The sequence below is a fragment of the Streptomyces sp. DT224 genome (assembly GCF_049844595.1).
GTDB lineage: Bacteria > Actinomycetota > Actinomycetes > Streptomycetales > Streptomycetaceae > Streptomyces.
The window spans coordinates 1-21,637 of the sequence record NZ_JBNCLI010000011.1; the positions used below are offsets into that span (position 1 = coordinate 1).

Annotated in this window: 26 protein-coding genes and 1 pseudogene; 14 read left to right on the top strand and 13 right to left on the bottom strand. The window is 71.7% G+C overall.

Annotated elements, in window-relative coordinates; genetic code table 11:
* Positions 1-83: 83 nt before the first annotated feature.
* Both ACLQ2N_RS26135 and ACLQ2N_RS26140 read right to left on the bottom strand, forming a co-directional pair.
* Positions 84-434, bottom strand: a complete 351-nt coding sequence (locus tag ACLQ2N_RS26135) for a hypothetical protein (RefSeq protein WP_425816589.1) — start codon at positions 432-434, stop codon at positions 84-86.
* Between the two features lie 33 nt (positions 435-467).
* Positions 468-1,040: a TetR/AcrR family transcriptional regulator gene (locus ACLQ2N_RS26140; protein WP_425816590.1), complete on the bottom strand. Its 573-nt coding sequence runs from the start codon at positions 1,038-1,040 to the stop codon at positions 468-470.
* A gap of 87 nt (positions 1,041-1,127) precedes the next feature.
* Here ACLQ2N_RS26140 and ACLQ2N_RS26145 point away from each other — a divergent pair, with 87 nt between their 5' ends.
* From ACLQ2N_RS26145 to ACLQ2N_RS26155, 3 genes are all read left to right on the top strand, one after another.
* Positions 1,128-1,553, top strand: a complete 426-nt coding sequence (locus ACLQ2N_RS26145; RefSeq protein WP_425816591.1) for a nuclear transport factor 2 family protein — start codon at positions 1,128-1,130, stop codon at positions 1,551-1,553.
* A gap of 176 nt (positions 1,554-1,729) precedes the next feature.
* Entirely contained in the window at positions 1,730-2,710 is a 981-nt protein-coding gene (locus ACLQ2N_RS26150) for an SGNH/GDSL hydrolase family protein (RefSeq protein ID WP_425817093.1), read from the top strand.
* Between the two features lie 87 nt (positions 2,711-2,797).
* A protein-coding gene (locus ACLQ2N_RS26155; RefSeq protein WP_425816592.1) for an IS5 family transposase occupies positions 2,798-3,609 on the top strand; the annotation gives its coding sequence in 2 pieces (ribosomal slippage) (positions 2,798-3,124 and positions 3,127-3,609; 810 coding nt in all).
* A gap of 9 nt (positions 3,610-3,618) precedes the next feature.
* On the opposite strand, the gene ACLQ2N_RS26160 is transcribed toward ACLQ2N_RS26155, so the two are convergent.
* The 3 genes from ACLQ2N_RS26160 to ACLQ2N_RS26170 form a co-directional block, all read right to left on the bottom strand.
* Positions 3,619-4,599, bottom strand: a complete 981-nt coding sequence (locus ACLQ2N_RS26160) for a CehA/McbA family metallohydrolase (RefSeq protein WP_425816593.1) — start codon at positions 4,597-4,599, stop codon at positions 3,619-3,621.
* A 127-nt stretch (positions 4,600-4,726) separates the two neighbouring features.
* The gene (locus tag ACLQ2N_RS26165) at positions 4,727-5,515 is read right to left on the bottom strand and encodes a helix-turn-helix domain-containing protein (RefSeq protein ID WP_425816594.1); all 789 of its coding nucleotides are present in this window, start codon (positions 5,513-5,515) and stop codon (positions 4,727-4,729) included.
* A gap of 266 nt (positions 5,516-5,781) precedes the next feature.
* A complete protein-coding gene (locus ACLQ2N_RS26170; protein ID WP_425816595.1) occupies positions 5,782-6,207 on the bottom strand; it encodes an ATP-binding protein in 426 nt (141 codons plus the stop codon).
* A 162-nt stretch (positions 6,208-6,369) separates the two neighbouring features.
* On the opposite strand from ACLQ2N_RS26170, the gene ACLQ2N_RS26175 reads away from it, so the two are divergent.
* Together ACLQ2N_RS26175 and ACLQ2N_RS26180 are read left to right on the top strand one after the other, a co-directional pair.
* The gene (locus tag ACLQ2N_RS26175; RefSeq protein ID WP_425816596.1) at positions 6,370-7,251 is read left to right on the top strand and encodes a helix-turn-helix domain-containing protein; all 882 of its coding nucleotides are present in this window, start codon (positions 6,370-6,372) and stop codon (positions 7,249-7,251) included.
* Positions 7,248-7,457 (top strand): DUF397 domain-containing protein, encoded by a 210-nt coding sequence (locus ACLQ2N_RS26180; RefSeq protein WP_425816597.1) that lies wholly within the window; start codon positions 7,248-7,250, stop codon positions 7,455-7,457. Before ACLQ2N_RS26175 ends, ACLQ2N_RS26180 begins: the two co-directional genes overlap by 4 nt.
* 99 nt (positions 7,458-7,556) lie before the next feature.
* Here the strand turns inward: ACLQ2N_RS26180 and ACLQ2N_RS26185 are convergent, their stop codons facing one another.
* A complete protein-coding gene (locus tag ACLQ2N_RS26185; protein ID WP_425816598.1) occupies positions 7,557-8,582 on the bottom strand; it encodes an SGNH/GDSL hydrolase family protein in 1,026 nt (341 codons plus the stop codon).
* A 247-nt stretch (positions 8,583-8,829) separates the two neighbouring features.
* Positions 8,830-9,054, bottom strand: a pseudogene (locus ACLQ2N_RS26190) (ornithine cyclodeaminase family protein); the annotation flags it as partial.
* Here ACLQ2N_RS26190 and ACLQ2N_RS26195 point away from each other — a divergent pair.
* A complete protein-coding gene (locus ACLQ2N_RS26195; protein ID WP_425816599.1) occupies positions 9,007-9,234 on the top strand; it encodes a hypothetical protein in 228 nt (75 codons plus the stop codon). The pseudogene ACLQ2N_RS26190 and the gene ACLQ2N_RS26195 overlap by 48 nt on opposite strands.
* Before the next feature lie 159 nt (positions 9,235-9,393).
* Here ACLQ2N_RS26195 and ACLQ2N_RS26200 read toward each other — a convergent pair whose 3' ends face one another.
* The 3 genes from ACLQ2N_RS26200 to ACLQ2N_RS26210 all read right to left on the bottom strand — a co-directional run bounded on the left by ACLQ2N_RS26200 (position 9,394) and on the right by ACLQ2N_RS26210 (position 11,310).
* Positions 9,394-10,023 carry a hypothetical protein gene (locus tag ACLQ2N_RS26200; protein WP_425816600.1) on the bottom strand — a complete coding sequence of 210 codons (630 nt, stop codon included), beginning with the start codon at positions 10,021-10,023 and terminating at the stop codon, positions 9,394-9,396.
* Positions 10,020-10,643 carry an RNA polymerase sigma factor gene (locus tag ACLQ2N_RS26205; RefSeq protein ID WP_425816601.1) on the bottom strand — a complete coding sequence of 208 codons (624 nt, stop codon included), beginning with the start codon at positions 10,641-10,643 and terminating at the stop codon, positions 10,020-10,022. The genes ACLQ2N_RS26200 and ACLQ2N_RS26205 overlap by 4 nt, the downstream gene beginning before the upstream one ends.
* Positions 10,644-10,761: 118 nt before the next feature.
* On the bottom strand, positions 10,762-11,310 hold the full coding sequence (locus ACLQ2N_RS26210) for a helix-turn-helix domain-containing protein (RefSeq protein ID WP_425816602.1): 549 nt from the start codon (positions 11,308-11,310) through the stop codon (positions 10,762-10,764).
* Between the two features lie 36 nt (positions 11,311-11,346).
* Here ACLQ2N_RS26210 and ACLQ2N_RS26215 point away from each other — a divergent pair, with 36 nt between their 5' ends.
* Positions 11,347-12,609: an alpha/beta hydrolase family protein gene (locus ACLQ2N_RS26215; RefSeq protein ID WP_425816603.1), complete on the top strand. Its 1,263-nt coding sequence runs from the start codon at positions 11,347-11,349 to the stop codon at positions 12,607-12,609.
* Between the two features lie 9 nt (positions 12,610-12,618).
* Here ACLQ2N_RS26215 and ACLQ2N_RS26220 read toward each other — a convergent pair whose 3' ends face one another.
* Both ACLQ2N_RS26220 and ACLQ2N_RS26225 read right to left on the bottom strand, forming a co-directional pair.
* A complete protein-coding gene (locus ACLQ2N_RS26220) occupies positions 12,619-14,778 on the bottom strand; it encodes an RNA repair domain-containing protein (protein WP_425816604.1) in 2,160 nt (719 codons plus the stop codon).
* Positions 14,778-16,457, bottom strand: coding sequence for an RNA ligase family protein (locus tag ACLQ2N_RS26225; protein WP_425816605.1), 1,680 nt, complete (start codon positions 16,455-16,457; stop codon positions 14,778-14,780). Before ACLQ2N_RS26225 ends, ACLQ2N_RS26220 begins: the two co-directional genes overlap by 1 nt.
* Before the next feature lie 181 nt (positions 16,458-16,638).
* On the opposite strand from ACLQ2N_RS26225, the gene ACLQ2N_RS26230 reads away from it, so the two are divergent.
* Positions 16,639-17,355, top strand: coding sequence for a DNA/RNA non-specific endonuclease (locus tag ACLQ2N_RS26230; protein WP_425816606.1), 717 nt, complete (start codon positions 16,639-16,641; stop codon positions 17,353-17,355).
* 42 nt (positions 17,356-17,397) lie between these two features.
* Here the strand turns inward: ACLQ2N_RS26230 and ACLQ2N_RS26235 are convergent, their stop codons facing one another.
* Complete coding sequence (locus ACLQ2N_RS26235; protein ID WP_425816607.1) at positions 17,398-17,835, bottom strand: DUF5959 family protein; 438 nt, start codon at positions 17,833-17,835, stop codon at positions 17,398-17,400.
* Positions 17,836-18,016: 181 nt separating this feature from the next.
* On the opposite strand from ACLQ2N_RS26235, the gene ACLQ2N_RS26240 reads away from it, so the two are divergent.
* The 6 genes from ACLQ2N_RS26240 to rplW all read left to right on the top strand — a co-directional run bounded on the left by ACLQ2N_RS26240 (position 18,017) and on the right by rplW (position 21,625).
* Positions 18,017-18,226: a hypothetical protein gene (locus tag ACLQ2N_RS26240; protein ID WP_425816608.1), complete on the top strand. Its 210-nt coding sequence runs from the start codon at positions 18,017-18,019 to the stop codon at positions 18,224-18,226.
* Entirely contained in the window at positions 18,220-19,254 is a 1,035-nt protein-coding gene (locus tag ACLQ2N_RS26245) for a hypothetical protein (RefSeq protein WP_425816609.1), read from the top strand. The genes ACLQ2N_RS26240 and ACLQ2N_RS26245 overlap by 7 nt, the downstream gene beginning before the upstream one ends.
* Before the next feature lie 426 nt (positions 19,255-19,680).
* Positions 19,681-19,989: a 30S ribosomal protein S10 gene (rpsJ, locus tag ACLQ2N_RS26250; RefSeq protein ID WP_003948644.1), complete on the top strand. Its 309-nt coding sequence runs from the start codon at positions 19,681-19,683 to the stop codon at positions 19,987-19,989.
* Between the two features lie 13 nt (positions 19,990-20,002).
* The gene (gene rplC, locus ACLQ2N_RS26255; RefSeq protein ID WP_018101228.1) at positions 20,003-20,647 is read left to right on the top strand and encodes a 50S ribosomal protein L3; all 645 of its coding nucleotides are present in this window, start codon (positions 20,003-20,005) and stop codon (positions 20,645-20,647) included.
* 4 nt (positions 20,648-20,651) lie between these two features.
* Positions 20,652-21,302, top strand: a complete 651-nt coding sequence (rplD, locus tag ACLQ2N_RS26260; protein WP_111337409.1) for a 50S ribosomal protein L4 — start codon at positions 20,652-20,654, stop codon at positions 21,300-21,302.
* Positions 21,302-21,625 (top strand): 50S ribosomal protein L23, encoded by a 324-nt coding sequence (rplW, locus tag ACLQ2N_RS26265; protein WP_111337412.1) that lies wholly within the window; start codon positions 21,302-21,304, stop codon positions 21,623-21,625. Before rplD ends, rplW begins: the two co-directional genes overlap by 1 nt.
* Positions 21,626-21,637 lie beyond the last annotated feature (12 nt).

Here is a 21,637-nt window from a genome sequence, read left to right on the forward strand (position 1 = left end):
GGCCTTTCTCGGCCTCGCCGCAGCACTCTGCTGCTACAAACGACTCGCCCGACACGCCACATAGGACACGGTCTTAGCAAGGCTCAGCAGGGCGACCCGCAGTCGCTCGCCGCCTGCGGCTCCGCCAGGACGTCGAGGCCGTAGCCGAGGGCGGTGAGAGCGGCGACGGCCGCCGTCAGGGCGAGGGCGGTGCGCCACCGGCCGCGTACGGCGGCGAAGGCGGCCAGGGCCGTGAGGGTGCCGCCGAGCAGCAGGAGCGGGAGGCCGAGGAACAGGACGTCGGTGTTGCGCTCGCTCTCGAAGGCGCCGGAGAGGCTGCTCCGGCCGTACGGAAGCCAGACCGCGAGGCCCGCGAGGGCGCCGAGTGCCGCCGTGAGGAGCCCTGCGGCGCCGGTGAGGGCTTCGCGGCGGGGGTTTGTGTGTGCGGTGTCCATGTGGGGAAGGACGTCCGGTCGGGGCGGGAAGTTTCAATCCTCAACGATCGAGCCCGACAGGGCCTGGATCGCGGGGCGGAGCAGCGCGGCGATCCGGTCCGGGGACGCCTCACGGAGCACGGCCAGGCCGAGGAGCTGGTGGCCGATGGTCACGCCCAGCAGCGCGGTGACCATGAGCGCGGCGCGCAGTTCGGGGTCGTCGGCATCCGGGAGGGCGGCGCCGACGCTGTCGATCTGCCGGCCGAGGGCGGCATGTATGTGGTCGGCTGCCGCCTGGTCGGTGAGCATCGACCGCATCACCGCGAGCGTGCCCTCGGGCAGACCGCCGAGCTTGACGCCGAGCGAGGCCATCAGCTGATCGGCGAGCCCGTCGGCGTCCGTGGCGGTCAGCGGGGCGGGCAGCGCCTGCACGGCCTGCCCGAACAGTTCCCGCTTCGAGCCGAAGTACTGCATGACCAGAGCCGGATCGACGCCCGCCGACGTCGCCACCGCGCGGATGGTGGTGCGCTCGAAACCCTTCTCGGCGAACAGCTCCCGGGCGCTCCTGAGGATGCGTTCCTCGGTCGCTCGGCGGCGGTCGGCGCGGGACTGGTGGGGAGTGGTCACCCCATTCACTCTACAGCCGTTGACCGAACCTGCGGGCCGGGCCTACGGTAATCGGGTCAACAGTTGTTGAGCGAATGGAGCGTCACCGTGTCGCCTTCGGAAACGCCTGCCGCGCGCACGCCTCGCGAGGTGCTGACCCGCTACTACCAAGCCATGATCGACAAGTCGCCGGACGCTCTCGCCGACCTCTACGCCGTCGACGCGGTGCACGAGTTCCCGTTCGCCTCACCCGGTTTCCCGCCCCGCTTCGAAGGCCGCGAGGCCGTGCGCGCCGGATACCGGGCGGCCTGGGGTGCGAGCCCTGCCGAGGTGCGCGAGGTGCGGAGGGTCGCGGTGCACGAGGCCGCCGGCCCGGGGGTGATCGTCGCGGAGCATGTCGTGGTGGGCGCGCTGCCGGGCAAGGACGGCGAGTTCAGCGTTCCCGGTCTGCTGGTGCTGCACGTACGGGGCGGGTTGCTCACGCGCGTACGCGACTACATGGACGCCTCGGGGGTCGCCGACGCGCGGGGGTGAGGGGCCTGCCGTGCCGCGGTCGCTCCTCCCTTCAATTCGGTTGCACGCGGGCGCGGAATGCCGGACGTTCAGCCGTGATCCACCGATGCGCCACAGGTGCGGAGAGAGGGCAGCGGATGACTTCCGGAAGAGGGGGCGCGAGGCGGTCGGCCTCCGCGCGGAGTGTCTTGGAGCATGTGCACACCGCAGGGCGCGTCAAGGACTGCGGGGAGACGGTGCGGTTCAGCTGGCCCGGGGTGTACTTCGAGGGCCGCTTTCGCGGGACCGGGGTCGGGGTGGTGCTCGACTGCGCGGCCGCCGACTACGACGTCCAGATCGACGGGGCCACCGTTGCCACCCTGGTCACCCCCGGCGACACCACGTACTGGATCACCGGCCTGCGGGACGGTGAGCACGCGGTCCGGGTCGTCAAGCGGAACGACAGCCCAGGGGAGACCAGCGCGTTCGGCGGCTTCGTCGCCGCGCCCGGGGGTGCCGTGCTGGGCAGGCCGGCGCCCCGGGAGCGGCAGATCGAGTTCATCGGGGACTCCATCACGGTGGGCTACGGCAATATGGCGGGCACGGGCGTCTGCGACGCGGAGCACGTGAAGCGGAACACCAACAGCGACGTGGGCCACGGCGCCCTCACCGCGCGGCGACTGGACGCCGATTACCAGATCAACGGCTTCTCCGGCCTCGGCATGGTGCGCAACGTCGCGGGCATCTGCCCCGACCTCACGTACCGGACGTACTACGACCGCGCCCTGCCGGCCGTGGACGGGGATGTCTGGCAGGTCCCGGAGACGTGGAGACCCCAGATCGTGGTGGTCAACCTGGGCTCCAACGACTTCACCGACCTCACCCCCGGTGAGTCGTGGACGCCCGACGGCCTCGCGCTCGCCTACCGCACCGCCTACGACGCGTTCCTCCGGAAGCTGCGGACGCGCTACGGCCCCGGCACCAGCCTCGTGGCCGTCGGCTTCGACAGGAACGCCGAGCATGTGCGTCAGGTGGTCGACGCGCGCAACGACGCCGGCGACAGCGGAGTCCACTACTGGTCCCTCGATCTCTCGGGCCTGGACTTCCTCGGATGCGACGGGCACACCTCGGCCCGCGACGACCGTCTGATCGCCGACCGGCTCGTCCCGTTCCTCAGGGACCTGCCGACGGGATGGTAGGGAACGCGGACCGCTCTTACTGATCGTTTCAGAATGAGTTGAACCGCGGGTCTTGCATCTAGCGATCTTGGTCGGCAAGGTGTCCGGGTGCGTGCTGATCTTGTTCCGGATGACTTGTGGGAGCGGGTGGCTCCGCTCCTGCCACCCGCTCCTGAGCGGCGCCGCCGCCACCCCGGGCGACTGCGTGTTCCCGACCGGGCGGCCCTCACCGGAGTGATGTACGTACTGCGGACTGGCGTCGCCTGGCGTGATGTCCCGGCCGAAATGGTCGGCTGCTCCGGGGTGACGGCCTGGCGTCGCCTGCGTGACTGGACCGAGGCTGGCGTCCGGCCGCGCCTGCACGCAGCCCTGCTGACCGAACTGCGCCGCGCCGACCTGCTGGATCTTGAACACTGTGCTGTTGACGGCTCGCATGTCAGGGCCCTAGAAGGGGGGATCACGTCGGCCCCTCGCCAGTCGACCGCGCCCGGCCCGGCTCCAAGCACCACCTGATAGTCGACCGGCATGGAACCCCGCTCGCCGTCACGCTCACCGGCGGCAACCGCCACGACGTCACCCAGCTGCTGCCGCTGCTCGACGCGGTCCCGCCGATCCGGGGGCTACGAGGACGGCCTCGCCGCAAGCCGCGGCACCTGTATGCCGACCGGGGCTACGACTTCGACAAATACCGTCGCCTGCTGTGGAAGCGCGGCATCAAGCCGATGATCGCCCGACGCGGCGTCGTCCACGGCTCAGGGCTCGGCAAAGTCCGTTGGGTGGTGGAACGGGCCTTCGCCTGGCTGCACCAGTTCAAACGACTCCGGATGCGCTACGAACGACGCGCCGACCTTCATCAGGGCTTGCTCGAACTGGCATGCAGCCTCATGTGCCTCCTCCGCCGCCTGCGGACCGCGCGATGATATGAGCGGTCAGTTGAGGAAGATCGGATTGGTGAGTGCGGCGACGTGCCCGCTGGGATGGCGGACCTCGATGCGGACGAACGCTGACTGCTCCGCTGTCGTGTCCCACTGCACCGCTCCCGGCCCGTCATCGGGGAGGGGGGCTTGGTGGACCTTTCCTCGATCGGTGTGGAAGCTGACGGTCCCCGCCGGCACACCCTGTACTGCCGCATGCACTTCCACCTGCCCACCCTGAGTCGCGAGCCGCTCGCCCACCCCGGCAACGCGGCCGGCCGCATGGGAGGTGAACGACACGTCTACATCCGCCGACTCGGCGATCCAGCTGCGGCCGGCGCAGATCCCGGCCAGCACTGCCTCTGTGCTCAGTTCCTCAGCGAAGACCACGGTGTGAGGGATCCCGATCTGCCCTTCCAAGTGGGCATCACTGTTGCCCATCGCCGGCCGCCACGAGCCCGTGCGAAGGTCCGCCGCGAGGCTCCGCCCCCATTCGGCCAGGGCCGCCTCGTTGTCGGCATTCCAGGGCCGGTCCGAAGTCCACAGCCCGTTCCATACCTCCACCACGTCGAAGCCAAGGAAGGGGAACATGAAGTCGCCCGAGGGGTAGGGCGCATGCGGGTGTGCGGCCACGCACAGGCCCCCTGCTCGGTGGACCTGGTCCAGGCACTTGTCCACCAGTCCGTCCCTGACCTGGTGGTTCCAGTCGACGACCTCGCCTGGACCGAGGCCGAGCGCGAGCCAGTGCCCAGTCTTCGTGGTCACCTCCTCGCCGAGAAGGATCAAGAAGTCATCGGCGGCCAGATGCCCCCACACCCCCGGGGCCGCGGCTGAGTTGTGCTCCGTGGTCGCGATGAAGTCGAGCCTGGCCGCCCTCGCCCGGACGACCAACTCCTCGGGGGAGAGTTCCCCGTCCGAGTGGAGGGAGTGGACATGGCAGTCCCCGCGGTACCAGGCTGCCCCGCGTCCGACCGCCCGCCCCGACGGGAAGCTCACACTCGACAAGGTTCTCCTCCCAGAGTCCTCTCGAGCCAACGCGCCAACCGGGGCAACCCGTTCCATCGCCTGCTGAGCGCGATCTCGGTCGAGACGTCAGACCAAGATCTCATTCTGAAACGATCAGTTAGGCGGCTCTGTGCGATTCCGCTTCGCGGCAGTCGCGGCAGTGGCCCGGCTCCGGGGCGCGGAAGACGCGTTCGCAGCGGTCGCAGTCCTGGAGGGGGACCGTCCCGGGGGCCGTCTGTTCCGGTGCGGCGGGGAGCGGGGGCGGGAGGAGCGTGGTCAGGCGGGTCCGGAGGAGCCCGGCCGGGTGCCTGAGCGGCGTCGGGAGGTCGCTGGTCAGGGCGTGCTGGACGGTGGCGGGGCGTACGTCGCGGTCGAGCCAGGCGGTGACGGCGGGGGCCAGGTCGCTGATGTCCATGGCGGACAGCCTGAGTTGGGGTGCGTGACGGCGGAGCCCGGCGAGGAGGTCCGCGGCGGCCCGGTGTCGCGTCTCGACCGGGATGGGCGGTGGGGGCTCCCTGCGCGGGGCGACGGGCGGGGCTTGCGCAGGCGCGGTCGTGTGCGGCTGGTTGTACGACGTCGTACGGGTGACGACGCGGCCGTCCGGGAGCCGGAGGCGGCTGCGGTGCAGGTATCCGGCGGCCTCCAGTTCGCGCAGGGCGGCGGCGATGCGGGCCTCGCTCTCAGGGAAGCGGGCGGTGAGGCACTTGATGCCGACCCGTGCCCCGGCGGGCAGTGACTGGATGTGCGCGGCGAGCCCGATCGCGGTGAGTGAGAGCTCCGCGTGCTGGGCGAGGTGGTTGCCGATCACCGTAAAGCCGGAGACGTGACGGACGTTGACGTGCTGGACGCCTGCGGCGGGGGAGCCGGAGCGGGTGCGCGGGGGCGCGATAGCCTGCGGGGTAGCCATCAGGAAGCGTTCTCTTCCGTGTTGGTCAGGCCCTCGGTGGAGATTGGCGTCTCGCCGGGGGCTGTCACGTTGTGTGGTGTTGTCGCGGCGAGCATATGCCAGCGAACCCGTCCCGAATCCAGCCCAGTTGCCCGAGTTCACTCGCGCGAGTGATGCAGGTCAAGACGGGGTGGGGTGGGTTGGGTGAGGTTCTTTCCAGGGTTCTTGAAAAGCCTTTGATGTCGCGGACCACCGGGTCGCGGCCGGCCGCGACCCGGTGGAACCGGTCACGGTACGAGGTCGAGCTCGGCCCAGACCGTTTTGCGCGGCACCGGTCCGTCCTCGACGCCCCAGCGGTCCGCCAGCGCCTCGACGATGACCAGGCCGCGCCCGCTCTCGGCGTACGGGCCGGGGTGGTCCGGCACGGGCAGGCGGTCACTCCGCGTGTCCGTCACCTCGATGCGCAGCCGCTGTTCCGCGCTGACGGTGAGGCTCAGCCGGAAGTCCCGGCCCTGCACCCGCCCGTGCGTGGCCGCGTTCGCGGCCAGCTCGGCGACGATGTGCGCTGCGGCCTCGGTGGGGAGCCCCCAGTCGCCCAAATGCGCCGTGGTGAGCAGCCGGGCGAGGCGTGCGCCCCGGCGCGTGGGGGAGAGCAGCACGGCGAACTGCCGGGCGGGGGCGGAACGTTCGGTTCGGGTGATTTCTCGATTCACGTCACTCAGGGTGGCCGTGGGCGCCTGCCGTGAACAGTGACTCGGTGCTTACGTACGGTCATTGTCCCCAGCTTGTCCAGCGCTGTCCCCGCTGTACGGGGTGACGCCCGGGGGACGTACACGGTTGAGGAAGAACGGCACGCGCGCGGAAGCGGGGCACGGATGAGTGTGGACGAGATCGGTACGCAGTGGCAGCCCGACGCGGGAGCCGATGAGCCGGGCTGGGACGTGGACCCGGACGACGAGTCGGGCGTGGCGGTGGTCGCTGCGGTGGGACGCCAGCTCCGGGCGTGGCGGGAGGCGGCGGGGCTGACGGCGGCGGAGTTCGGGACGCGGCTGGGGTACGGGGAGAACCTGGTCTACAAGGTGGAGGGCGGGCGGCGGATTCCTCGGCCCGAGTTGTTGGACAGGGCGGATCAGGTGTGCGGGGCGGCGGGCAAGATCGCCGCGATGAAGCAGGACTTGGCGGCGGTGCGGTACCCGAAGAAGGTCCGGGACCTGGCGAAGCTGGAGGCCAAGGCGGTTGAATTGTCCTCGTACGGCAACCACAACATCCACGGCCTCTTGCAGACCAAGGCGTACACGGAGGCGCTGCTCGCCACGCGTCGGCCCGCGTACTCGCAGGAGGAGCTACGGCGATTGGTGGACGCGCGCATGGCCCGGCAGTCGATCTTCGGGCGTGACCCCGCTCCGGAGTTCAGCTTCGTCCAGGAAGAGGTGACGCTGCGCCGTCCGATCGGGGGTGCGGCCGTGATGCGCGAGCAGCTTGAACACCTGCTGGAGGTAGCGGAGTTGCCCAACGTCGAGATCCAGGTGATGCCGACGTGTCGTGGCGACCATCCTGGAACAGGAGGGCGGATCCAGGTGTTGAAGTTCGCAGACGGCTCGGCTGTAGGGCGTACGGACAACGAGTTCGGCGGTCGGCCGGTGTCCGACCCGAGGCATCTCCGTGTCCTGGACCTGCGGCATGGCATCATCCGGGCTCGGGCTCTCTCGCCAGAAGAGTCGAGGGCCTTCATCGAGCAAGTGCTGGGAGAGACATGATCCGCAAGACCGCTGCCGAGGAAGCCCCCCGGTTGAAGTGGTTCAAGAGTAGCTACAGCGACAGCAGTGACGGCCACGACTGCGTCGAGGTCGCGGCAGCGCCCGGCGCAGTGCACGTCCGCGACTCCAAGGACCTCTCCGTGCCGGAGCTCGCCTTCGGCGAGACCGCGTGGTCGGGCTTCGTGGCGTACGCCGCTGATTGCTAGGCCGGGTATCGGCAGCGCCACGCAGGGAGTCAGCCGGGCGAAGCCCCGGGCCGGCCGGGCCGGGGCTTCGCTACCTGGCACAGCGTGGCGATGGGATTCTCAGCGGTTGAGAACCGTCTCGATCGTGGCGGCCACGCGCTGGGCCTGGATGTCGCGGCCTTTCTCGTTGGGGTGCGCGTACCAGGGGATCGGTGTGCCGAAGAGGTCGAGCTTGGAGTTCTCCAGCAAGCCGCCGATGCCTCGGTTGGCGCCGTCGCAAGCGGTGTTGCTGCCTGTGTGGGCGTAGAGGTCCACGAAGTCGGCCTCGTTTTCCGTGGCGACCTTCTTCATGACGTCGTTCAACCGCTTCTCGGCCTGGTCCAGGACGGGCAGCGCGTCCTCGCGGATGTCGGCGAACGGCAGCTCGGTCTGGCCGGGGGCCGCGGTCAGGCACTTGTTGGTGTTCACCGGTACGAGCCGGGGGTAGCCGACCAGGACTGGCGCGGCGTCCGGGGCGAAGTAGTACGTGCTCTGAAGCGTCTGGTCCAGCTCCGCCTCGACCTGGTCGAGCTTGTAGTCCAGCCATTCCTTGCCGTCGCCCGACTCGAAGAACTCCTTGCACTCCCCGGCCGGCTTGTCCGCGTCCACCGGCTCTCCGGGCAGAAGGGAGGGCTCCCGGAGCTTGTCGGAGCACTGCTTGAGGATGCTGGCGAAGCCCAGGGTGTTCCCACCCAGCCCGCCCACGACCAGCCGGGTGTCCTGCTTGAGGGCGTCCTGTTGCGCCGGAACCGCACCGGCGCCGAAGGGGAGCTCCTGCGACTCCCAGAAGTGGTGGACGAGCGCGCCTCCGCAGGAGACGTCGGCCTGGACGTCGAGCGTGATGCCCTTGCCCTTGAGGCTCCGGGTGGCGACGGCAGGGTAGTTGTCGCTGGCCTGGAAGCACCAGCCCCTTTCGCTGTCCTGATTGTTCACGGGGGAGATGCCGAAGTTGGCGGTGTAGGAGTCGCCGAAGAAGACGGTCGGCACCGGGTCGGCGGGTGCCGCGCCGGCGGTGCCCGCCGGGACGGCGAGCGTCAGGCAGCTGCCCAGCGCGATGGCGGCGGCGGCCAGTCGCCGCGTCCTGGGGGTGGCCGTCGTAGACCGCATGGCCGAAGGCATGGCTGTGCCCTTTCGCAGGAGGTACGAGAAGAAGCGTGCGGGGGTGAGACGCTTCGCATTCATTCATGCGCGCACAGTGATGATCCAGCAGGCGCACGCCGCAACCGGGCGATCTTGGCCAACCTTCTCCGGCCGACTCATCTCGCCTGGCCGGGCGGCGTGTCGCCGGAGGGAGCCTCACCGCCACCCCGAACTCCTCGGCGGCCCGCCGGGCGAACGCCTCCGTGCGCTCCGGCCGGCGGGATGCCGCCGTGACCTCGTCCACCTGCCGCACCGAGCGGATCGCCCACAGCTGTGTCCATGCCTGCGTACCCGCTCCCGCAAGCCCGAGTTTGAGCGGTCCGGGATGCGCGGCCGCGTCCATGGCTACGGCTCCGATGGCACCGGCACGCCGGGGGCCCGACTCGTCGCTGTGCACGACGGCCCGGAGTCGGCCGTCGTCGGTGTCCCGTGCGGCCACCAGCTGCTCCGCCCCGACGAGGGTGTCGTAGACGCGGAAGCCGAACAGCTTCTCCGTACGCAGATGGCCTGCGGTGAACACCAGGTCGCCGTTCCCGAGGTCGGGCGCGTACCCGGGACGGCGCACGGAGCCGCCGTCATGGTGCGTCAGGAGCGCCTTTCGTACAGCGCGGACGGCTGACGGGGCGTCGAGCCGTGGCCATCAACGCCGACGGGCAAGTCCGTTGCTACGACGGCAATCACCACTGGGGCCCTGAATACTGCCCGCTGTTCGCCTACAAACCGGAGAGCTGAATCACGCCCCGGCCGACGGCGGGCCGGGGGCGGGCTCAGTCGTCGATCACGGGGGCGGGACGAGGCTGGACCGGGTGACGGGCCGGGGATCGCACGGGGTGGCGGCGCCCTTGATCGCGGAGAACCATGCGATCTCGTGGTCGTGCTCGATCACCAGGGTGTCGCCGGGGCGGAGGGTGGCCTGCCAGCCGGTATCGGAATCAGGGGCCTTCCCCTTGGGGACCGGCGGGGTCGGGACTCCGGGCGGGGCCTCCGCCGGCTTCCCGATGTCGATCTTCATCGAGGGGTCCGCGACGCCCGCCGGGGACTGGATGACCTCCCCCCTGGGCTGGGTGCAGGCGGTTCCGTCGGGCGGGGTGTCGATGCTCACCAGCACTCCCAGCTCGCGCACCCGTGCCACGAGTGCGCCCTGTTCTTCGGGGTCCGGTGTGAGGTCGTAGAGGGTGACGGTGACGCTGCCGTCCCCGTTCCGGTCCACGGCGTACGCCTCCGGCGCCCCGGGCGATCCGGGAAGCAGCACCGCTGCCACCGTCGCCGCGGTGGCCAGTCCGGCCGCGAGCGCGAACCGCGGGGCCGTGACCACGCGGCGCCGGCGCACCGGGGCGGGCTGTGGCCCGCGCGCTGCGATCTCCCGCTTCAGCTCTTCGAGCAACCGGTCCTCGAATGTCGCGTTCATGCTCGCTCCCCTGTTCCCGCGATGACGGTGTCCCCGGCGCGTACCGGTCCCGGCGCCGGTTCGTCCGTGACGCTGCCGGCCGCCCCGCGCAGCGTCTTGCGCGCCCGGTGCAGCCGCACCCGGGCGGTCACCTGACGGAGGCCGAGCGCCGAGGCGGCCTCCGGGAGGGTGAGCTGGTCCACGGTGATGAGCTCCAGCAGCGCGCGCTCGCCCTCGGGGAGGCCGGCGAGCGCGGCCAGCGCCCGGCGCCCGGCGGCCTCGGCGTCCAACTGCTCCTCCAGGCGCGCGATGTCGTCCGCCTCCAGCAGCCTGCGCCCGGCTATCCGGGCACCCAGGGCTGCCTGGCGGGCGGTGCGGCGGGCCTCGGCGCCGACCAGGTTGCGGGCGATGCCGTACAGCCAGGCCGTCTCGCTGCCCCGGCCCGGACGGTAGGAGCCCGCGGAGTCGATCGCGGCGAGGAAGACCTCCGCCGTCAGGTCGGCGACCGTGTGGGGATCGGCGACGCGCCGGGCGACGAACCGGGTGATCGCCTCGAAGTGGCGCCGGTAGAACTCCTCGAAGAGGTCCGGATCGCGTGCTGCCGCCGCTGGTCCTTCCTCGCCGCGGGTGTCGCTCGTCAAGGTCGTCTCCCCATCTCCCGGCCTGCCCGTCACCCGTACTTGGCTGCGGACGGGAAAGGCGTTACACGCGCATGACGCGACGGGGCGATCCCGGTGGGCGCGCGCCCGCCGGGGTTCGCTACGCCCCGGTTTCCGAGGAAGGCGCTTCCATCGGGAAGTGGATCGGGCTGAGAAGGTACTGAGTCCGCTCAGGGCCCGGCGCGTTGGCGAGCTTCGGGGCGATGGCCGCGCGCAGGCCGCCGATCAGCTCCTCCAGCTCCGCCGGGCTGAGCCAGAGCGCGTGCTGGCGGTAGCCCACCCGGTCGGCCACCGGATCGGCCCCGTCGCGGTCGAGGTAGGCGGTGAACTCGGCCAGCAGGGCCGTCATCGCGGTGGCGAAGACGCGCCGGTGGTCCTCCGGGGTGAGCGTGGAGACCGCCTCCGGGCTGATGGCGGCCCGGTCCCGGCGGAGCCGGTAGTGACGTTCCACCGCGCCGCGCACTCGGCGCTCCTCGGCCACTTCGAGGAGGCCGCCGGACGTCAGCAGGTCGATGTGCCGGTAGACCGTGGCTTTGGACGCCTCCGGGATGCGGGCGCAGAGCTGAGAGGTGGTCAGTGTGCGCGCGCCGCCCATCGCGAGAACGATCCGCAGCCGGATGGGATGGGCGAGCAGGTCCAAGGAGTCCACCCTCTTACCTTCTCATGGCTGATAGCTTTCTCAGCTATGAGAATGGTTGAGGGTGGGGTGCCGGAGGCGGCGCGTCGATTCGCCGCACTGCTGCGGACGGAGCGGTTCGAGGAGTCGGTGGAACTCTTCGCGCCCCCGCTGCGCGCGGCCGTGTCCGCGGAGCAGCTGAGGCTGGCGTGGGCGGCCGAGGTCGCCGGGCGGGGCGGCTGCGCGGCCGTCGAGGAGCCGGTGGCCGAGGCCGACTCGGTGCGCGTACGCATACCCGTGGTCTGCGCCGACGGCGGGTTCACCGTGGTCACGTCGGCCGGTGACGACGGGCTCCTGCAGGGACTGCGGTTCGACACGCAGGGCGGTGCCACGTGGGAGCCGCCGGGGTACGTGGACGAGGACCGGTTCACCGAGTGCGACGTCGTCGTGGGCACCGGGCCGCTCGCGGTCCCCGGCACACTCAGCCTCCCCGTGGGCGACGGCCCCTGGCCCGCCGTGGTGCTGCTCGGCGGCGGCGGCGCGTTCGACCGGGACGAGAGCAGCGGCGCGAACAAGCCGCTGAAGGACCTTGCGTGGGGCCTCGCCTCCCGGCAGGTGGCGGTGCTGCGCTTCGACAAGGTGACCTTCGCCCACCCGGACCGTCTGCGGCCGGACTTCACGATGGCCGACGAGTACGTGCCCCACGCCCTGGCCGCCGTCCGGCTGCTGCGGCAGCGGCCCGAGGTGGCCCCGGACCGGATCCACCTGCTGGGGCACAGCATGGGCGGCAAGGCGGCGCCCCGGATCGCCGCGGCCGACCCCTCGATCGCGGGCCTGGTGCTGCTCGCCGCGGACACGCAGCCGATGCACGAGGCGGCCGTCCGGGTGGCGCGCCATCTGGCGGCGTCGGCGCCGGGCCCGGGGGCCGACGCGATGGTGTCGGCCCTGGTCCGGCAGGCCGCCGTGGTGGCGGACCCGGGTCTCACGCCCGACGCGGCCCCGGAGTCGCTGCCGCTGGGGTTCTCCGCCTCGTACTGGCTCGACCTGCGCGCCTACGACCCGGCGGCCACGGCGGCCGGGCTGGAGTGCCCGATGCTGATCCTCCAGGGCGGCCGGGACTACCAGGTGACCGTCGCCGACGATCTCGGGGGCTGGCGGCGCGCCCTGGCGGGCCGGCCGGAGGTGTCCATCCGGGTCCACGAACACCTGGACCACCTCTTCTTCGCCGGGAGCGGCCCGTCCACCCCCGCCGACTATGCACGGCCCGGCCATGTGGACCCCGTGGTGGTGGACGAGATCGCGAGCTGGCTGACGCGGTACGAGACCCCGTAGTGCCTGCTCTCAGGCGCTACGGGGACGCGGCCCGGGGCGCAGCGACGCCCTCCTGATCCCGCGCAGCACCTCCGCCCCGATCTCCGCCAGCCGGTGCGGCTCCGGGGGCGTCGTGCCCAGGCCGATCGCGTAACCCGTGTGGTCGGGGGTCGTGATCGGGCGGGGCCAGACGCGGCAGTCCGGGGCGCCCGCCTCCGCCAGGGCGGCGGTCAGGGCCAGGAGGCGTCCGCGGAGGCGGCCCTCCTCGGCGGGGTCCGCCGAGGCCAGGGCCCACGCGGTGTGTTCCGTGAGCGCCGGCGGGGCGCAGAGCGCGTCCGGCTCGGCGTCCAGGACGTCCCACGCCCGGAACAGCTCCGCCGTCAGCAGGTCCCGGCCTGCGGGGGAGACCTGCGTCGTGCACGAGCGGACCGGGGGAGTCGGGGTGTACACCGTGACCGGGTCGCCCGTCGCCGGGCCCTGGCCCACCGGCTCGCGCCAGTCCCATGCCGCCCAGGTCGCGAAGAAGTCCCGGAGGCCGCCGCCCTCGTGGGCCGTGCGGGCCGCGAGGGTCGCCCACGCGATGCCCGGGAGGCCGCCGCACGGGGCGGAGTCCAGGCCCCTGGCCGCCGCCCACTCCTTGACGTCCCGCGCCAGCGCGGTGAACGCCTCCGGATGCGGCGATGCCGCCGCCAGGACCGCCTCCGCGTCGCTCACCGCGCTCAGCGCGACCGCCGCCGCCTCTCCCAGCTCCGCGCGGCGGGCGACCGCTTCGGCCGGCGGTACGGTCCCCGTCGCCACGGTGACCAGGTCGACCCGCAGGCCATCCACGTACCACCGGAGGCCGGGGACCCGGGCGCCCGCCACCTCGTGGAGGTCCCGCGTCTCCGGGAAGGCGGCCGCGAGCCGGTTCCGTACGCCCGTGACGTCGGGGAGCGCCGCCACCAGGTCCAGGTCGGCGCCTGGGCGCGCGCAGCCCATGCGCCGGGAGCCCACGAGGTGGACGCACGCCTCGGGGAGGGCGGCGGCGACGCGGGCGGTTGCGGCCTCGGCCGCCTGGGTAGAGCGGGCGGTTTCGGCGGCCGCCCTCCGGGAAGCCGTGCCGAGCCCCACCCGTACCCCGTAGTGATCCGACACATGCAGTCCACCCGGCCCGGGCTCTTCCCCGAGCAGGGTCGCCCCACACGCCCGCAGCCGGTCCGTCCGCAGCAGCACCCGGTCCAGTCGCGACACCCGCCCCGACAGGGACGAGATCGCGGCCAGCGGATTGGCCGACGGGTCGAAGGTCGGGGTGTCGTCGGCGGGGCCGTGCACCTCCGTCCACGCGTCCGTCATCGCCAGGCGGGTCTGCGGGTGGTCGCCGCCGTCGTTGAAGTCGCCGACGAGGACCAGCTCGCCCGACACCGCCGCCAAACCCGTTGCCAGGTCCGTCAGTTCGGCGTCACGGCGGGCCGCGCCCTCGGGGGAGTGGTCGCTGCTGAGATGCGTGACGGCCACCGTGACCGGGCCCTCCGCCGTCTCCACGACCGCCGCCGCGACCGCCTTGTGCGGACCCAGCACGTGCACCGCCGCCTCGCTCACCGGCAGGCGGCTGAGCAGCAGCAGGCCGTGGTCCGGCACGTCGTGGCCGGCGGGGTCGGTCGCGAGTGTGTAGTGGGCACGTACCCAGGCGCAGCCCAGCAGCAGCGTGAGCAGCGCGGGCTCCACCTCCTGGAGCGCGATCACGTCCGCGTCCGCCGCGCGCAGCGCCCCGGCCAGCAGGGGGCGGCGGCGCGCGGTGTCGATGCGGTCGCTGTCGTAGCGGTCCCAGAGGGTGTTCCAGGTGAGGACCGTCAGCGGACCCGCCGGTCCCTTCGCGCCGGTCGGCGCAGGATCCCAGGTGCCCGTCGCCGGGGAGTACGCGTGCGGGGTCCGGGCCGTGAAGTACGGGGAAGGCAGGCGGCGCGCCTCCCGTATCCGGCCGGCGTCCGTCGCGTCGATGCGGTCCGTGCCCGTGGCCCGGTCCCAGACCACCTCGCCGTCCGCCTCGAAGAACAGCACCCGGTGCCAGGGGATGTCGCCGCCCGGCGTGAACCGGTCCAGCGGCACCCGCTTCGGCTCCCGGCCGCGCTGCGCCACGCCCAGCACGAAGCGCGCCGGGTCGAAGCGGGCGTCCCAGCGGACCCGGTGGTAGATCTCCTCGCTCGTGCGCATCAGGCCCGGTCCTCCACGGTGCCGCTGGTGCCGATGTACCAGGTGCGGTGCGCCTGGCCGGGGTACGGGGGGACGAACCGGTGCAGCTGCGACGCCAGCACCGGTGGTGGTACGGGGTGCTCCCGGCGCCCGTTGCGCGCGGCCAGCTCCGCCTCGCCGATCCAGGCCACGGCGTGCGTGACCAGGGCGTCGCGGCGCCGGGCGACCGCGTGGACCAGGGAGCGCTGGTGCGGGTTGAGCGAGGTGGCGTCCCAGACCACCGTCGCGCCGGGGACGAGGGCCGCGTCCAGCCGGTCCAGGCCCTCCCGCAGCACGTCCCCGTTGGCGCTCTGGTCGGCCCGCGAGCCCCGGGCCAGGCGGAGATCGTCCAGCGAGATGTACGTGGCGACCCCCGGCAGGCCCCGGCCGAAGGTGCTCTTGCCGCTGCCCGAGGGGCCGGCCAGCTGGACCAGGCGCGGGAAGCCCCCGGACCGCCACCGCCAGGTCGCGGCGACGGCCTCCTCGGCGGTGGCGACGCGCCCGGCCGCGTACGCCTCGCGGGCCTGCGCCAGGCAGCGCGCGGCGGCCTCCGGCCCGAGGTCCGTGAACGCCCCGGCCAGCCCGTCCGGCTCCCGCACCTCCTCCGCGTGCAGGGCCGACCACTCGACCTGCTCCCGCGCCTCGGGGGAGTCCGCCAGCGCCCCGGACACCGCGTGCAGCACGGGCAGGTCGGCGGCGAGCGCCATCCGGGCCAGCCCGGCGCGCCGCTCCCCGTCGGGGTAGGGGCGGTGCAGCCCGGGGGCCAGCCCGACGAGGTCCGCGACGCGGCGGGCCTGCGGCATGCCGAGGGCGGGGGCCAGCAGCGGGGCGAGGGCGGTGCGGCGGGTGGTGTGCAGCAGGGCGGCGAGGACGCCGGTGAGGCGGTCGTCGCCGGTGCGGCCGAGGGCGTCGAGGGCGTCGGCGGCGGCGCGGGCGTGCTTCGGCCCGTCATGTGGGGGCCCGTCCGCCGGGCCGGCGCCCACCGCCGCGCGCAGCGCCCCCGCGTCCACCGGCGCTCCGCTCCGTACCGCCCACAGCGGCGCCGCAGGCCCCAGCCCGTTCTCCACGACCTCCGCGTGCATCCAGTGCGTATCGGTCACCACGTGCCCCGGCCGCACCCACTTGCCGACGACGCGCCCGAACAGCGCGGCCGGGAAGGAGGCGGCCGGCCGGACGACGTACCCCTCCTGCCGCCCCGTGTCCGGCTTCAGCGCGCGCAGCGCCTTCGCGTCGAAGACCCCGCGCCACAGCACCGGCGGCGCCGGGATGCCCAGGGAGCGCAGGAACTCCGCGGTCCGGTCCCAGCCCAGGCAGCGGTCGCCGTCCCACACGGAGAACCCGTAGAAGTGGCTCTCCAGCGCGTCGTACGCGAGGGAGTGCCGCGCGAACATGTTCTCCCCGCAGATCCGCCACCCCGCGGGGATGCGGGGGCCGACGCGGGCCTGGAGGGCCTTCACCCAGGTCCGGGACGGATGGTGCGCCGAGTCCAGCGAACGGGCGTGCAGCCCGTCCGCGTACAGCGTGGTGTTCTCGCCGTCCAGCTTCTCGGTGACGACGACCTCGGTCCCGGCCAGCGCGGCGAGGTCAGTCATCCGCACGTCGTCGGAGGTGGCGCCGGGCGACCAGGGCAGATGAGGGGTCCGTGGATAGTGCGTCCGCATGGTCTTCCGCCCCCGTACCGTCGTCGTGCCCGGCCGGAAACTTTAGGGGTGGGGGCTTTCGCGTACGAACGAATTACGCGGGTGGGTCAGTGCGGCAGCGCGGCCCCGAACGCGTCACCGTCGCTGCCCGCCGAGAAGCCGAGGTCCGCCCCCGCCGCCCCCGCCGCCGCCGTGGGCCCAGATGATCAAGGCCGTCCTGCGCGTGGTCCACGCCCGGCCGACGGGCAGCACGGACACGGACACGGAGCACCAGCGCTTCGTGGACGACGCCTTCACCCGCGCCCAGAAGGACCTCGGCCTCACCGAGGAGCAGTTGCGCGGCTACTTCAAGATGTTCCCGCGTCCCGCTGCGGGCTCGTCCTACGAGCAGGAGTTCGGCAAGTTCGTTGCGAACTGGGATGATCAGGAGAAGGACTGCACCCAGGGCGAGCAGAGCTGGATCTACTACCAGCCGCTCGATGCCAAGGACCGGGCGACCGGCGCGTTCGGCTGCCTCCAGAAGGACGCCATCAAGCTGACCGGGCGCGGAGCGAAGCCGGACAGCAAGGACACCGACCTCGTGGGCAGTGACACCCGCCGCGACGGCAAGCACGACCCGACCGGCTATCAAAAGGGCAAGGGACTCGCGCGAGGCCATCTGATCGGCCGGCAGCTCGGTGGCAGCGGTACCGAGGTGCGCAATCTCGTCCCGCAGTACACGAGGCCCAATTCCGTTATCCAGAAGGGATTCGAGGACAGAATCGCCGCACGTATCTCGGGCGGGGAACGGATTTACTACCTGGCCGTGCCTCGATATCACGGCGGTTCCCCCATCCCGTACGAGACCAGGCTGTATGCCATCGGCAGCGGGGGGACGAACGAGTCAGCTGTCGTGAAGAACACGCCCACCGGTAGGTAGCCGAAGGCCGGAGAGGAGGAACTCCTCTCCGGCCCGCGCGGCTCACCGGGTCAGAGGGAATCGGCTCCTGGCCTCCGCGAGCAGTTCACGGTGGCGTGCGATCCAGTCGGCTTCCGTGGCGACGGGCACGGTGACGAAGACCTGTGAACCCACGACGTCGTAGACACTCACCTCCGTGCACCCGCTTTCTGTCCGCTCCTGCGGCGAGACCATGAGGCGGGGGGAGCGGCCGCTCTCCAGCCAGGTCACCTTCCGGCCTGTCGCGAGAGCGTCCAGGGCCTCGCTCCAGGCATCGAGATCGTAGGAATTGAGGTACGCCTCGACGCGGCCGTGCAGAAAGTTGGTGCTGACCAGTACCTCGGCGTAGAGCGCGTCATAGTCTTCGGAGCCCGAGAAGTGCATCCCCTCGATGACACGAAGGGTGACGTTCTGCTCTTCATCCGAGATTTTAATGAGATCAAAAGGAATGAAATCGGGCACGAGGTGCTGCCTTCCCGGTTCGATGACCGAATAAATCCGGCCACCAGGGTCGCACGAGAGGAAACGATGCTCGGCGCACTCGAAGAGGCCCTTCCCGACGGACCTCCGGGGGACACGGCGATCGTCGAGACCGGCTGACTAAGCCCCCGCCCCTACCAACCTCCCGCGAAAGAGCCTGCCCATGAGCACCGTCATACCCCCCGAGCACCCGGACGGCAGACCCGGCGAGGACCGGGGCGCCTCCGCCGTCGCCGACGAACAGGGGGAGACGTTCCAGTGCGAGGCCGCGGAGGGCGGCCGCGGGAAGGCGCCGGAGGAGCCGTCCGCGCGGGCGCGGAGGGCGGCCGCGGGAAGGCGCCGGAGGAGCCGTCCGCGCGGGCGCGGATGGTGACGCGCAGGCTGCGGGAGCAGGACGCGGCGGCGGCCGGCGGGCGGTGGTGGCAGCGGAAGAAGCGGGCGCCGGAGCCGGTGCTTCCGCCCGGGTGGCGCACCGGTCCCGCCTGGCAGGAGCTGAACGGGCGGCGGGGCCGGCTCCGGACGGTGCGGACGGTGTCCGTACTGGCGTTGGTGGCGGGGGTCGCCCTGGTCGTCGTACGGCCGGCGTTGCTGCTCGACCGGCTGCCCGGGCATCACGCCGACGCCTCGCCGCTGCCCGCCGAGACCGCGCGGCCGGACGCCGCCCCGGCGGCCCGGGTGGGCCTGCCCGACCGCGCGCACCCGTTCCGGGGGTCGCCCGCCGAGCGGTGGGCCTCCGGGGCCGACGCGATCGTGCTGCCGGAGGCGAAGGCGGTGGGCGGGATGAGCGAGGCGGACGTGGCGCTCGCGCTGCGCCTGACCAAGGAGTTCCTGGTCGGCACCAATCTGGACCCGGCCGTGCTGCGCGGCGAGGAGCCCACGGCCGCGATGGCTCTGCTCGACCCGAAGGACTGGGACACGCTGCCGGAGCTGCGGCGCTCCCTGCGCGACCCGGACGAGAGGCACGACCCGCTGGGCCTGGTCACCCGCTTCGACCCGGACGAGGTGGCGCCGGCCGGTGACGTGGTCCGGGTACGGGGGCGGATGACGTTCGGCGCGGGGAAGCGCGGCGAGGTGCGGGTGCACGCGGACTACACGTTCGTCTACCCGCTGGCACGGGCCGGCGGGGGCGGCTCCGTGACGCGGACGATCGTCCGCCGGGACGTGAAGGCCTCCCTGATGGACCCGGCCCGGTGGCTGGTGACCCGGGGCAGGCTCAACCTGGGCCTGTACGCCAGTGAGGTCGGGAACACCGCGTGCGAGGTGTACGACGGGTACTACCACCCGGAATTCGATGGCGACGCGGACTCCGGCGCCTCCGCCGACGGCCCCGCCGTGGACCCGTACGACCGGCATCGGTCCGTGGCGAACAGCGGTCGTTGCGGAACGACCACCCGCACCTGAGCCGAGGGCGCCGCGAGGCCTTCGATCCGTGCCCGCGTTTGAGCATCCACTCGGCCGGGGTAAGATCCTCGGCCCGATTGGCCAGGCTCACAGCCCGTATGGCACACTAGCCAGGTTGCTCGGTTGAGTGTCAATGCTGCGCGCCTCCCGCCGGGAGGACCGGAAGCGAGTCCCACAGTACTCGTCGGCCCCATGCGGGCCGGACGTACGGGAATCTTCCGGGAAGCGTAAGTGGGGCACCGGCCAGGCACCCGGTGGGGTTTCACCCCCGGCAGCGCGGTCATCGGCCCGCACCCCCTTGGTTGGGAAATCCTTCGGGACTTCTGCGTAGAGGGGATGCGACACGCCCGACCGCGTGGGTCGGAGGCGGAGGTACCGAACCCCGGGTTCCAGAGCGTTAAACGAGAGACAGGACTACTAGTAGCCATGGCGGGACAGAAGATCCGCATCCGGCTCAAGGCCTACGACCACGAGGTCATCGACTCCTCGGCGAAGAAGATCGTCGAGACGGTGACCCGCACTGGTGCGTCGGTCGCGGGCCCGGTGCCGCTGCCCACTGAGAAGAACGTGTACTGCGTCATCAAGTCGCCGCACAAGTACAAGGACTCTCGCGAGCACTTCGAGATGCGCACGCACAAGCGCCTCATCGACATCCTCGACCCCACGCCGAAGACGGTTGACTCGCTGATGCGCCTCGACCTGCCGGCGGGCGTCGACATCGAGATCAAGCTCTGAGGGGACGGCCGAGATGAGCAAGAACATCAAGGGCGTCCTGGGCGAGAAGCTCGGCATGACCCAGGTCTGGGACGAGAACAACCGGGTCGTCCCGGTGACCGTCGTCAAGGCCGGTCCGTGCGTCGTGACGCAGGTCCGTACGAACGACAGCGACGGCTACGAGTCGGTGCAGATCGCCTTCGGCGAGATCGACCCGCGCAAGGTGAACAAGCCCCTCAAGGGTCACTTCGCCAAGGCCGACGTCACCCCGCGCCGCCACCTGGTGGAGATCCGCACTCCTGACGCCAGCGAGTACACGCTCGGCCAGGAGATCAATGCCGAGGTGTTCGAGTCCGGCGTCAAGGTCGACGTCACGGGCAAGAGCAAGGGCAAGGGCTTCGCCGGTGTCATGAAGCGTCACAACTTCCGGGGCCTCGGCGCCGGTCACGGCGTGCAGCGCAAGCACCGTTCCCCCGGTTCGATCGGTGGCTGCGCCACCCCTGGGCGTGTCTTCAAGGGCATGCGCATGGCCGGTCGCATGGGTAACGAGCGCGTCACCACCCAGAACCTGACCATCCACGCGGTTGACGCGGAGAAGGGTCTGCTCCTCATCAAGGGCGCGGTCCCCGGTCCGAACGGCGGCCTCGTCCTGGTCCGTACCGCGGCCAAGGGGGCTTGAGGTAATGAGCACCATTGACATCCTTTCGCCGGCAGGCGACAAGGCCGGTACCGTCGAGCTCCCCGCGGAGATCTTCGACGCGAAGACCAGCGTTCCGCTGATCCACCAGGTCGTCGTCGCACAGCTGGCAGCTGCCCGTCAGGGCACGCACAAGACCAAGTCCCGTGGCGAGGTCCGCGGTGGTGGGCGCAAGCCGTACCGCCAGAAGGGCACCGGCCGCGCGCGCCAGGGTTCGACCCGCGCGCCGCAGTTCGTCGGCGGTGGCGTCGTCCACGGCCCGCAGCCGCGTGACTACTCGCAGCGCACCCCGAAGAAGATGAAGGCCGCCGCCCTCCGCGGTGCCCTCTCCGACCGGGCGCGTCACTCCCGCATCCACGTCGTCACCGGCGTGGTCGAGGGTGGGATCTCCACGAAGGCCGCCAAGACGCTGTTCGGCAAGATCTCGGAGCGCAAGAACCTGCTCCTGGTCGTCGACCGCAACGACGAGGCCGCGTGGCTCTCCGCACGCAACCTGCCCCAGGTGCACATCCTGGAGCCGGGCCAGCTGAACACGTACGACGTGATCGTCTCTGACGACGTGGTCTTCACCCAGGCCGCCTTCGAGTCCTTCGTGTCTGGCCCCCAGACCGCTGAGACCGAAGGGAGCGACGCCTGATGAGCGAGGCGACCGTTACCAGCAAGACCTACGACGACCCGCGCGACGTTCTCGTCAAGCCGGTTGTCTCGGAGAAGAGCTACGCGCTGCTCGACGAGAACAAGTACACGTTCATCGTCGCGCCGGGCTCCAACAAGACCCAGATCAAGCAGGCCGTCGAGGCGGTCTTCTCGGTCAAGGTCACCGGGGTCAACACGATCAACCGCCAGGGCAAGCGCAAGCGCACCCGCACCGGTTTCGGCAAGCGCGCCGACACCAAGCGCGCCATCGTGACCCTCGCTGAGGGCGACCGTATCGACATCTTCGGCGGCCCGACCTCCTAGTGAGGCCGAGTC

Coding starts and splice junctions, on each gene's coding strand:
- ACLQ2N_RS26135 (WP_425816589.1), bottom strand. CDS start 434: ATGGACACCGCACACACAAACCCCCGCCGCGAAGCCCTCACCGGCGCC.
- ACLQ2N_RS26165 (WP_425816594.1), bottom strand. CDS start 5,515: ATGGCTACCCCGCAGGCTATCGCGCCCCCGCGCACCCGCTCCGGCTCC.
- ACLQ2N_RS26175 (WP_425816596.1), top strand. CDS start 6,370: ATGAGTGTGGACGAGATCGGTACGCAGTGGCAGCCCGACGCGGGAGCC.
- ACLQ2N_RS26180 (WP_425816597.1), top strand. CDS start 7,248: ATGATCCGCAAGACCGCTGCCGAGGAAGCCCCCCGGTTGAAGTGGTTC.
- ACLQ2N_RS26185 (WP_425816598.1), bottom strand. CDS start 8,582: ATGCGGTCTACGACGGCCACCCCCAGGACGCGGCGACTGGCCGCCGCC.
- ACLQ2N_RS26200 (WP_425816600.1), bottom strand. CDS start 10,023: ATGAACGCGACATTCGAGGACCGGTTGCTCGAAGAGCTGAAGCGGGAG.
- ACLQ2N_RS26215 (WP_425816603.1), top strand. CDS start 11,347: ATGAGAATGGTTGAGGGTGGGGTGCCGGAGGCGGCGCGTCGATTCGCC.
- ACLQ2N_RS26220 (WP_425816604.1), bottom strand. CDS start 14,778: ATGCGCACGAGCGAGGAGATCTACCACCGGGTCCGCTGGGACGCCCGC.
- ACLQ2N_RS26225 (WP_425816605.1), bottom strand. CDS start 16,457: ATGCGGACGCACTATCCACGGACCCCTCATCTGCCCTGGTCGCCCGGC.
- ACLQ2N_RS26230 (WP_425816606.1), top strand. CDS start 16,639: ATGATCAAGGCCGTCCTGCGCGTGGTCCACGCCCGGCCGACGGGCAGC.
- ACLQ2N_RS26240 (WP_425816608.1), top strand. CDS start 18,017: ATGAGCACCGTCATACCCCCCGAGCACCCGGACGGCAGACCCGGCGAG.
- ACLQ2N_RS26245 (WP_425816609.1), top strand. CDS start 18,220: ATGGTGACGCGCAGGCTGCGGGAGCAGGACGCGGCGGCGGCCGGCGGG.
- rpsJ (WP_003948644.1), top strand. CDS start 19,681: ATGGCGGGACAGAAGATCCGCATCCGGCTCAAGGCCTACGACCACGAG.
- rplC (WP_018101228.1), top strand. CDS start 20,003: ATGAGCAAGAACATCAAGGGCGTCCTGGGCGAGAAGCTCGGCATGACC.
- rplD (WP_111337409.1), top strand. CDS start 20,652: ATGAGCACCATTGACATCCTTTCGCCGGCAGGCGACAAGGCCGGTACC.
- rplW (WP_111337412.1), top strand. CDS start 21,302: ATGAGCGAGGCGACCGTTACCAGCAAGACCTACGACGACCCGCGCGAC.